7 protein-coding genes are annotated in these 10,569 nt (G+C 40.9%); 4 read left to right on the top strand and 3 right to left on the bottom strand.

Going from position 1 to position 10,569, the window contains the following annotated elements; all coding sequences use genetic code 11:
* Positions 1-140: 140 nt before the first annotated feature.
* Entirely contained in the window at positions 141-1,964 is a 1,824-nt protein-coding gene (locus PN499_RS27415; RefSeq protein WP_334311726.1) for a glycosyltransferase family 4 protein, read from the bottom strand.
* Between the two features lie 46 nt (positions 1,965-2,010).
* On the opposite strand from PN499_RS27415, the gene PN499_RS27420 reads away from it, so the two are divergent.
* The 4 genes from PN499_RS27420 to PN499_RS27435 all read left to right on the top strand — a co-directional run bounded on the left by PN499_RS27420 (position 2,011) and on the right by PN499_RS27435 (position 8,234).
* Positions 2,011-2,259 (top strand): DUF3134 domain-containing protein, encoded by a 249-nt coding sequence (locus tag PN499_RS27420; protein WP_007353812.1) that lies wholly within the window; start codon positions 2,011-2,013, stop codon positions 2,257-2,259.
* Between the two features lie 276 nt (positions 2,260-2,535).
* Positions 2,536-3,633, top strand: coding sequence for a phospho-N-acetylmuramoyl-pentapeptide-transferase (mraY, locus tag PN499_RS27425; protein ID WP_272036524.1), 1,098 nt, complete (start codon positions 2,536-2,538; stop codon positions 3,631-3,633).
* A 543-nt stretch (positions 3,634-4,176) separates the two neighbouring features.
* A complete protein-coding gene (locus PN499_RS27430; RefSeq protein WP_272036526.1) occupies positions 4,177-7,224 on the top strand; it encodes an ATP-binding protein in 3,048 nt (1,015 codons plus the stop codon).
* Positions 7,225-7,316: 92 nt separating this feature from the next.
* Positions 7,317-8,234, top strand: coding sequence for a glycosyltransferase family 2 protein (locus tag PN499_RS27435; protein WP_272036528.1), 918 nt, complete (start codon positions 7,317-7,319; stop codon positions 8,232-8,234).
* 94 nt (positions 8,235-8,328) lie between these two features.
* Here the strand turns inward: PN499_RS27435 and PN499_RS27440 are convergent, their stop codons facing one another.
* On the bottom strand, positions 8,329-8,982 hold the full coding sequence (locus tag PN499_RS27440; RefSeq protein ID WP_272036530.1) for a glutathione S-transferase family protein: 654 nt from the start codon (positions 8,980-8,982) through the stop codon (positions 8,329-8,331).
* Between the two features lie 179 nt (positions 8,983-9,161).
* Positions 9,162-10,079 (bottom strand): DUF4214 domain-containing protein, encoded by a 918-nt coding sequence (locus PN499_RS27445; RefSeq protein WP_272036532.1) that lies wholly within the window; start codon positions 10,077-10,079, stop codon positions 9,162-9,164.
* Between the last annotated feature and the right edge of the window lie 490 nt (positions 10,080-10,569).

The following is a 10,569-nucleotide window of genomic DNA, read 5'->3' on the forward strand; positions in this document are numbered from 1 at the left end:
AACTTTAACCGCCTAGAAGGCGACGTTACGGGGTTCGTGCGTAAGTCCTACTTAAGCTATTGCTATTGCTTCGCTTCGCTCGCAATGACAGTTAACAACTAACAGTTAACAGTTAACAACTAACAACTAACAACTAACAACTAACTATTAACTAAGATATCAAATTTCATCAGATAGAGCAGAGTCCGACGAAGATATGCTAATTCTTTGTCATTTTTAGCATAGCGTCTGAGAATTTCACCCACACTCACAGCGCCCTCTTGTTTAATCGCATCCACAATATCTATCTGAATACTAACAGGTATTCTCCTTTCTGAACCAAAGCTAGTTATCCACATATTCTGGATTTCCTTCAAGCGTTCCGGTGTCGCCATCTTACCTAAACTAATTACCATTTCATTGCTGAGGTTTTTACTGGGATAATGGCTGAATGGCCTAAATGGATCGTCGCAAAGTGGATAAGGTGGCCTCTCTGATTTTAAAGGCATAGATTCCGGCATGGTAGCCCGTACTTCTGCTAATTCCTTCCACAACTGCTCATAAGCAGCAATTACCACTTTCCAATCATAAATTTCCTTGACGCGCTGCCGCCCATTTTCTCCCATCTTGCGCCTTAATTCACTACTAGCAATTAATTTATTCAATGCCTCTGTACAGGCATCAATATTAACTGCTGTCATCATCGAAGTATGGCCCATATAAGTTGGCCAATTTAAGCTGTTATCAACATAGTTGATTGTCAAATCTAAGCAAGAACCTGCTGCGGGACTCACGGTGGGAATTCGGAAACCATCTATTTCATGCCGGACAGATTCTTTGTAGCCGTTCCAATCTGAAACAACTGCTGGCAAACCATTTGCCATTGCTTCAATTGGTGTCAGCCCAAAACTTTCTTGAATGTTGTCTGATAAGGAAATAAAAATATCAGCAACCGACCAGATATTTGCTCGAATTTCCGGTTTGCGCCCGTCTACAAAAATATGATTTACTGAGGGACAAAAAGCCTGAGCACTACTTTTAAAGTCTGGTTCTTCTCGCGGATCTTCAATCCAACCAGCCTGGATTAAATGAAGTTTAGCATTTGCCTTTTGTGCGGCCCTTTCCAGAGCCATATACATTGGTACTGGATGAGCTTTTGCAGAGAAAGTTAATCGCCCAACAAACAAGACGACAATATCCTTGGCAGGAATTCCCAGTGCTTGCCGTTGCTGGTTGCGAGCATTAATTGCTTCAAGGCCTTGGGGAAAAATACTACAATCAACTCCGAGTGGGATAATCGGCAATTTGACTGAAGTTTGAGGTTGGCCACCAGTGCGATTTGCTAAATATTCTGCCCAATTTTCTAATACTGCCTCGACTGCTACTTTAACGGCTATAGAGGTGCAGATTAAAGCATCCCAAGGTTGAACTGGTGCTATTAGTAAATCGCCGATTCTTTCCATCACGTACTTAGTCGCGATCGTGTGAGTAACGCCACAAATACTATAAGCTCGCTGGTCTGCAAATCGACGCGCCCATGCCATTTCGGAGAGAGTAGGATCGGGTCGATAAAGTAGACCAGGTTTAGCTAGCAAGTGAGTTTCTGCGGTGGGAATCCACCGGACTTTTCGAGGTTGTTGTAACCAAGGACGGATGCGATCGCAAAACTCGCTAAATGTTTCTTGAGTTTCCGTGTAACAGTAGAGGTATTCACCCGTTCCGTGTTGCACTAAGCTTTTGAGAAACCCTTCTCCTGCCGAATGGCGGCCGAGAAGTCTAGTTCCGCTGGTGTCGTAACCGTCCTTTGTGTACCAAATAGCTGCACTGATAGTCATTTTCGGATTTATTGTCCGATAGGATAGTGTTAGATTAAAATATCTAGGGGCAAATCGGCTGAGGGAGACTAGGGACTGACCGCACGACGCGGATGCGCGATCGCGGATGGGCGGATATTCAACAATCCCAATTCCTAAGACCCACACCATAAGCCAGATGCCTTCTACCCTATCGCGTTTTTTGGATAAATAATCAATGTATAACCCTTCTCTGCGTCAAATACCTCGCCATGAGCCTGCTGAGGTTATTCCCCTAAAGCAAGAATCTTCGCTTCTAGAATGGTTGGAAGCAACAGGTCGCCTGTTGGCGCGGGATAACCAAGAACCCGATTATGTGTTAGATGCAGAACCAGAAATCACAGATTTGATGGGCGGTGATGATAGTCCTTATGATGACCTTGATGATGATGTTGAGGACGCGATCGAAGTAGATGACGATATGTAAGAACGAAGGAAGAAGGGAGAAGGAAGAAGGAAGAAGGAAGAAGGAAGAAGGAAGAAGGAAGAAGGAAAATTAAATTTAATAGGAATGCTAATGTCATTGCGTTGGCGTAGCCTGCGCGTAGCGCTTACGCAGTGAATCAATCTTTCCTCTTAATTGTTTGATCCTCAGTTCATAATTCCTAATTAAATTTTCTCTTGCTCCCTACTTCCCAATTCATTATTCCTGATTTTGTGATTTTTCAATGGATATATTTTAGGGAGTGGTGAGGAAGATTTTGTGGACGAAAAACTATCTTTTAGCAAGCCTTTCAACCTTTCAGGAACAACCCTATTATTGTTGCTGGGGCTGTGCTTAAGCGTTTCCGCCATTGGTTTAGATTGGACTGCTGGGAGATTTTTAAATATAGAGCAATCTCTATTTCTACCCCTAGCTATTTCTGCTGTAGCTGTAACTATTTTAGGCTACTGGGTTGTACCTTTACTCCAGCAGCTCAAAGCAGGACAAATAATTCGCGAAGACGGCCCGCAAGCTCACTTGCAGAAGGCGGGAACGCCGACAATGGGCGGCATATTTTTTGTGCCTACGGGGGTGGCGATCGCGCTTTTATGGTCTAAGTTTAACTCCGATGTTATTGCTGTATCAGTTGTAACCTTAGCTTATGCCTTCATCGGCTGGCTAGATGACTGGCAAATCCTTCGCCGCAAGTCTAACAAAGGCATTTCACCGCAGATGAAATTGGCATTGCAAATTAGTTTTGCTCTCCTATTTTGTCTCTGGCTAGCATTGCGCCAACCAGCAATTCTCACAACTGTTGCTTTGCCTTTTGGTGTTGCATTACCCTTGGGTTTGTTATTCTGGCCCTTGGCTACATTTGTATTAGTAGCTGAAAGCAATGCTACAAATATTACCGACGGTATTGATGGATTAATGGGCGGTTTAGGTGCAATCGCTTTCCTGGGTTTAGGTGCATCTGTTGCAGATATTTCCCCAGAATTAATGATTTTTTGCGCCTGTATTAGCGGCAGTTGCTTAGGCTTTGTTACTCAGAATCGTAACCCTGCCCGCGTGTTCATGGGCGATACAGGAGCCTTAGCTTTAGGAGGTGCTTTAGCAGCTATTGCACTTCTCACTAATACTCTGTGGTTACTATTAATTATCAGCGGGATTCTATTTGTAGAAACGATGTCAGTAATCGCCCAAGTTGGCTATTACAAAGCTACGAAAGGGCCGGATGGTGTGGGTAAACGCTTGTTAAAAATGGCTCCATTACATCATCATTTAGAACTGTCTGGCTGGTCAGAAACTCAAGTTGTTGGTAGCTTTTACGCAATTAATCTGATTCTAGCGATCGTCAGCTTAGTCATCAGTCATTAAACCTTTGGCAGTAGAGTAAGTCACAAAAACCGACTGTTTTCTTTGATAACTTACGTAACGCCGCCCTCGCTTTCGGTAAATTACCGAGCGAGGGCGGCCTTACGAAACATCTTTCCTAAAAGTTTTGGCAGTTGCTATAATTATCTAAAATGGCTGAAAAGAAAACAATGAAATATTTAATTATCTACAATGCTAGAAACTAGCTAGGCTGAAAATTTGCATTCAATTTACATTGCATTATCTCTATTCGCATAATTTCGCAGAATGTAGAAGCTAATAAACTTAATTATATAAGCAATTAATAATATGCTAATACCTTTGTTTTTGCTAGATAGCCAAAGTCTATATAGAGAGAAAAAGAAAGGGTAAATACTTCGAGATACGAGCTAATATGTATTGCAGGATACTGTGCTTATCAGCTAATTCATATATCATTAAATCTAGGGTGCTAATTAACAATAAAAATTTTGTATTTACCGTATAAACTGGGAACTATTCACAACAGAGTTCATGTTTTTTTGTTGAGTAAACTTATCATTGATTATGGCTGCACCAAACCGCAAGATTGTTAAAGAGCGGCGAGACTACAACACTTGGGTAGCTAATGAAACCCTAGAAGATTATTCGCTCCGCTACGCTCCCAAATCCTTCAGGAAATGGTCAGAGTTTCTAGTTGCCAACACTGCTATAGGAGGTATTTCTTTTCTAGCTCTAGAGGCCATCGGTGGTTCCCTGCTAATTAGTTATGGTTTTGCTAATTCTTTTTGGGCAATTATTACTGTCGGTACAATTATTTTTCTTGCAGGTTTGCCAATTGCCTACTATGCTTCAAAATATAATATTGATATAGATTTATTAACGAGAGGAGCAGGATTTGGTTACATTGGCTCTACAATCACCTCGCTAATTTATGCTTCCTTTACATTTATTTTCTTTGCCTTAGAAGCAGCGATTATGGCTCAGGCATTGGAACTATATTTTCACCTATCTTTACCCATCGGCTATGTACTTTGTTCCCTAATTATTATTCCCTTAGTTTTTTACGGAGTGACATTAATTAACCAGTTGCAGTTGTGGACTCAACCCATCTGGCTAATATTAATGATTGTTCCCTATATTTTTGTGCTTTACAAAGAGCCTAATGCTCTTGCCAATTGGTTTAAATTTGCTGGAGAATCACCTAGCGGAGCGGCATTTGACCCCTTATTATTTGGTTCAGCAGCAACGGTATCTTTTTCTTTAATTGCTCAATTAGGCGAACAAGTTGACTATCTACGTTTTCTCCCAAATCAGGAAAAAGATAATCGTTTTCGGTGGTGGATTGCAGTAATAGTAGCTGGGCCCGGCTGGATAGTTTTGGGAGTAGCAAAACAGTTAGGAGGAGCATTTTTAGCATCTTTGGCGATTAGTCATGGCGTGGCGATTGCCAGTGCTAAACAGCCAATTCAAATGTATTCAGCAGGATTTGCCTATATATTTTCTAATCCCAGCGTGGTTTTATCTATTGCCACACTATTTGTGATTATTTCCCAAATCAAAATCAATGTTACCAATGCCTATGCAGGCTCATTAGCTTGGTCAAACTTTTTTTCTCGACTCACTCACAGCCATCCGGGGAGAGTGGTTTGGCTGGTTTTCAATGTTGCGATCGCGTTATTGTTGATGGAGATGGGAGTCTTTGAAACCCTAGAAGCTGTTTTGGGACTATACTCGAATGTGGCGATTGCTTGGATTGGAGCTTTAGTAGCGGATTTAGTAATTAATAAACCACTAGGCTTGAGCCCATCATACATTGAATTTAAACGGGCTTATCTCTACAATTTCAATCCCGTAGGATTTGGCTCAATGGCAATCGCCTCCACGATCTCAATCATCGCCTTTGTGGGAGTTTTTGGCATTTATGCTCAAGCTTATGCACCTTTTATTGCCCTAGTGTTAGCCTTTATTCTGTCTCCAATTATAGCTGTTATTACTAAAGGCAAGTATTACATTGCCCGCGAAAATGTTTACCGACAAACAGCTAAATTTGACTCTGTTTTTGATTCCCAGGATGTACTAACTAATAGTCTTAAATCTCGCTCGGCTCTAGCTTCCCTTCTTAAGGAGGGAATCTTAACCCCTGTTTTTAAGAGAGATTGGGGAGAACTCAGTATCAGTCAGGAATCTTCGATCTCTTGCTGTATTTGCGAACAGAAATATGAGCCAGCAGATATGGCATTTTGCCCGGTTTATGACGGAGCAATTTGTTCGCTTTGTTGTAGCTTAGATGCTCGGTGCGGCGATAAATGTAAGACTGCAAGTGCGACTATAGAAACTATGACTCTAGCGATTGGGCAATCTATTTTTAAAGAAAAATTTTCTCCGCGTCTAGGTCTGAGGCTGGCAAGATTTCTAGAGATTTTTCTGTTAATATCTTCTTTAACAGGATCGATATTTGGTCTAGTTTACTATTTAGGAGTTGTCCGATCTTCTGAAATTCCAGAAACGACTGCTGAGGCATTAATAGGAGTTTTTCTGTTACAGTATGCCTTGTTGTTAGTGTTAACTGGTATTGCTACTTGGTGGTTAGTGTTAAGCGAAGAGAGTAGGGAGTTAGCGGAAGCAGGATTAGATAAGCAAAATCTGCAACTTCAACAGGAAATTAAAGAGCGACAACGAGCAGAAACAGCCTTGCAACAGCTCACTCGCGATCTAGAAAGCCGTGTCGAGGAACGCACTGCTGAATTGTCAGAAGCTCTGAGCAATTTAAAATACGCTCAAGCGCAGTTAGTTCAGACTGAAAAGATGTCTAGCTTAGGACAACTTGTAGCAGGAATTGCCCACGAAATCAATAATCCTGTTAACTTTATTTATGGCAATTTAGAATATATTAGGATATATGTTCAGGATTTACTAGATTTGATTGCAATTTATCAAGCTGAGTTTCCGCAAGCAACTCCTCAAATTCAGGAGAAAATTGAAGAAATGGAACTGGAATTTCTTCAGGGAGATTTACTGAAAATATTATTATCTATGAAGGTAGGAGCCGAACGTATCCGAGGAATTGTAATGTCTTTGCGGGTTTTTTCGAGATTAGATGAGTCCGATCTTAAAAGTGTGGATATTCATGAGGGATTAGACAGTACCTTGATGTTGTTAGGACATCGCCTTAAAGCCAATGGCGATCGTCCTGAAATTAAAATAATTAAGGAGTATGGAAATTTACCATTAGTCAAGTGCTATGCCGGACAATTAAATCAGGTATTTATGAATATTTTTACTAATGCAATTGATGCCCTTGAAGAACAAAATTTAGGTCGTACTCTGTCCGATATTAAAGTCAATCCTAATTTAATTACAATTCATACAGCCATTATCAATGAAGGCGATCGCGTCGAGATTCGGATCGGAGATAATGGAGTGGGAATGTCGCCAAAGGTGCGGGAGAAAGTTTTTGATTATTTGTTTACAACAAAAGCTGTCGGTAAAGGGACGGGTTTGGGTTTGTCTATTAGCTATCAAATTGTGGTAGAAAAACATCGGGGAACTTTGACTTGTAAATCAGAAGTTGGTCAAGGGACGGAGTTTATAATTGCTATTCCTATTTGTTAAGGAATAGATCTCTTGAAAAAACATCCTGGCGATTGAAATCGCGCCTACACAAACAAAGTCCGCCTACGCGGACTAATATGGAGGTTTGTTGAATGATTTCGGTGGTAATTCCTATTTATAATGGCGAGAAAGATTTGCCAGATTTAATTAATTGCCTGAAGGCTCAAACTTATCCAGCCCAGCAAGTAGAGTATTTGCTGGTAGATAATAAAAGTAGCGATCGCACTCCTGCCATTCTCGCAGCAGCCGCCACAGCTACAATTATTATTCACTCCCTCACCGAAAATAAAATTCAAAGTTCCTACGCTGCCCGCAATACAGGCATTCGCGCCTCCCAGGGTGATATAATTGCTTTTACCGATGCCGACTGTCGGCCCCAACCAGAATGGTTAGAAACTTTAATTAGGCCATTTGCCGATCGCGATGTGGGAATTGTTGCTGGTGAAGTGAGTCCCCTTCCCGGTAAAACTATTTGGGAACAACACGCCGCGATTGAGGATACTCTTTCCCAGAAACATACTTTAGCTCATCCTTTTTGTGCTTACGGTCAAACTGCGAATTTAGCTGTTCGTAGGCAAATTTTGGAAAAAGTGGGTTTATTTCGTCCTTATCTTACCACTGGTGGCGATGCTGATTTCTGTTGGCGAATTCTGCGCGAGACTTCCTATAGATTAGAGTTTGCTGAAGATGCGATCGTCCGTCATCGACATCGCTCTAGCTTCCAGCAATTGCAAAGTCAGTGGCGGCGTTACGGTGAGTCAAATAGGTATTTGCACGAACTGCACGGAGTCGATTTGATGCGAGAATTAACAGCAGGGGAATACCTTTATCGGTTATCGCGATGGTTGTTGAAAGAATTGCCGATCGCATCCCCCAAAGCGATCGCTGGCAAAGCCAATCTAGCAGAATTATTCCATACTCCCATTGGCTTGTGCAACGTTTGGGCGCGATCGCGCGGACAACAACAAGCAAAACTCCCAGAAAAAGCCTGGGAAATTGAGCGATTTTAGCAGGAGGAGATTAGAAACCGGGTTTCTTAGAAAAATCTCCGATTCTCTGCGGAGATTCTATGAAGAAACCCGGTTTCTTTCCATGAGACTTATTCTACAGCCCCATTTGAGCTGCTATGCGAGATTTTATCCATTCTATTGATGCTGGTGTCGGCTGAGTCGTTTTCCAGGCGGGACGCGCTATCAAGCGATCGCACCAAGCATTCAATTTCGGATAGTCACTCAAAGAAACACCGCCTCTCGGTAGCCAAGGTATAACAGTACCCGCAACCACCTCAGCGAGAGTTAAGTTTTCGCTGCTAAAAAAAGGGCGATCGCCTAATAAATTCTCAAAAAACTTTAGCACTGTCGCAATTTTCTGCAAAGCGATCTCGATTTTTTCCGCGTCACCTCCAGGCAAACCTAACATCTGTGGAGACAGTACCATCACAGCAGGCGACAACTCATTTACTGTGACCATTTGCACCATCCGCGCGATCGCGATTTCCTTTGCATCTTTTGGCAACATTGTCGGTGTAGGGTACTTTGCCTCTAAATAATCCAGAATTGCCAAAGATTCAACTACATTAAAGCCCTCATCTACCAAAACTGGAATGTGGTGGAAAGGGTTAATTGCCAAAAACTCTGGTTTCAACTGATCCCCATCCAAATTCATCTCTACCAGTTCAAACTCAATTCCTTTTTCCAGCAGTGTAATCCAAACGCGGCGCGAATTGAAAGAAATCGGCTGGTGATAAAGCGTCAGCATGGGAAAACCTCAAAGTTTTTTTGACATACACTCTACAATTCTAACTCTAACACTAATAATTATGTCCGACTACTTATCCCCAGTCTGCGAAGTCTTACTAGAATCCTGATGTTAGATTTTACTTCGTTACACCCAAACTACGATGATTACTGTTGCCAACTTTTCCAGAGGTAGTATTACTAGCGCACCGCAGTAATTTCCAAGTTTGGGACTTGCTTTTTAGACTGCTGCTTTCGCTTAAGTCTCATCTCTAATGCAGTTCGATACAGATTTAAATCTTCAAAATTTAGTGCTATCAGTTGTTTCATGATATTGCTGTCATCCTGAATACTTCTCATCAAGAAGTTATAGTCGTGATGTTTATTTGTGTTCTCATAAGTCATTTGAAATTCTGGCCAACTCAACATTTTGGCTAAGTCTTTCAAATCATCTTTAAAAAAATCTTGGATACCCACAAAATAAAAATCTGTTAAAGTGCGTCCTCCAATATAAGTAGACATTTCATTGCGGATCTCAGGAATCTGGGCAAACTCCACAATATTGAGGTTATTCTCTCGTAGATAACTTTGATAATTATTCCCCTCTTCAGCAGGTGGCGTACTTAGCCAATAACAATATAAAGAAATTAATCGCTTGATGGGATGCCTTAACCAAATTATTTCTTTAGCCTTACCGGGACGGAAATACTTTCTTGCAGGCACATGACCTTGTATCGCCTTAATTATTTTGGGTTCTACACCTTCACTTAATACTATCCTTTCATTAAAGTAACAAGCAATTTTCTCGGCACCATAAACCTGTACTAAAGCTATAAAAAAAGTTGTGCCTGCTGTTTTAGGTACATGATATAAAATGATTTCCAATTCCGACATTTCTAAAATACTTTTTTCCCAGTGATGTATTAAATGAAACTCCGGTGAGGTCAAGAATGATGTGAGGATTTCCTGCCGTGTAATTTTGTCATTCTCTAATTGAGAAAGAAAAAAAATTTTTCCTTGAATATCAGAATCTCGTTTTAAATAAGTACAGTAAACTTGTTCTACAAAATCTTTATTGTTGAGCTTTTGAGTTGCTTGTAAAAAAGATTCCTCGTTCATAAAAAATATATAAAGGTGACAACTTTACTCACCAGGAGACGTTATTTCTATACTTAAAGTTTCCATATAAAAGCGCACTGAGCTATTAGTAAACAGACCAGAAATTGCGATTAGTGATTTCCGAAAAAGAGCTAGACCTGTATTTAACCAGCAAAATTAATGCTAATCCTATGCTGGATAAGTAAAACTTATATAAGCAAAATTTAGGGGGATCATTACAAAGTTGTCTAATCAAAGATGAAAAAGTAAGGCAAAACTTAATATAAAATTAATAACAATATTTTGATGTGCCTGCTTTCGCGATCGCAACTCAGGCTCATTCTCAGATTTTTAACTTTTTGTAACCCTTGATACCAATTTTAAATGAAGTTGCATAGAATAGAGATACTGTTTAGGGATCGTTAACTATGGCACGCCAACTGATACTGGCGATCGCAGAAAGCCCAGAAATTCTGGAGCAACAACTCAAAAATAGCCGCACCGCCAGCCA

The organism is Kamptonema animale CS-326 (genome assembly GCF_028330895.1).
GTDB lineage: Bacteria > Cyanobacteriota > Cyanobacteriia > Cyanobacteriales > Microcoleaceae > Kamptonema > Kamptonema formosum.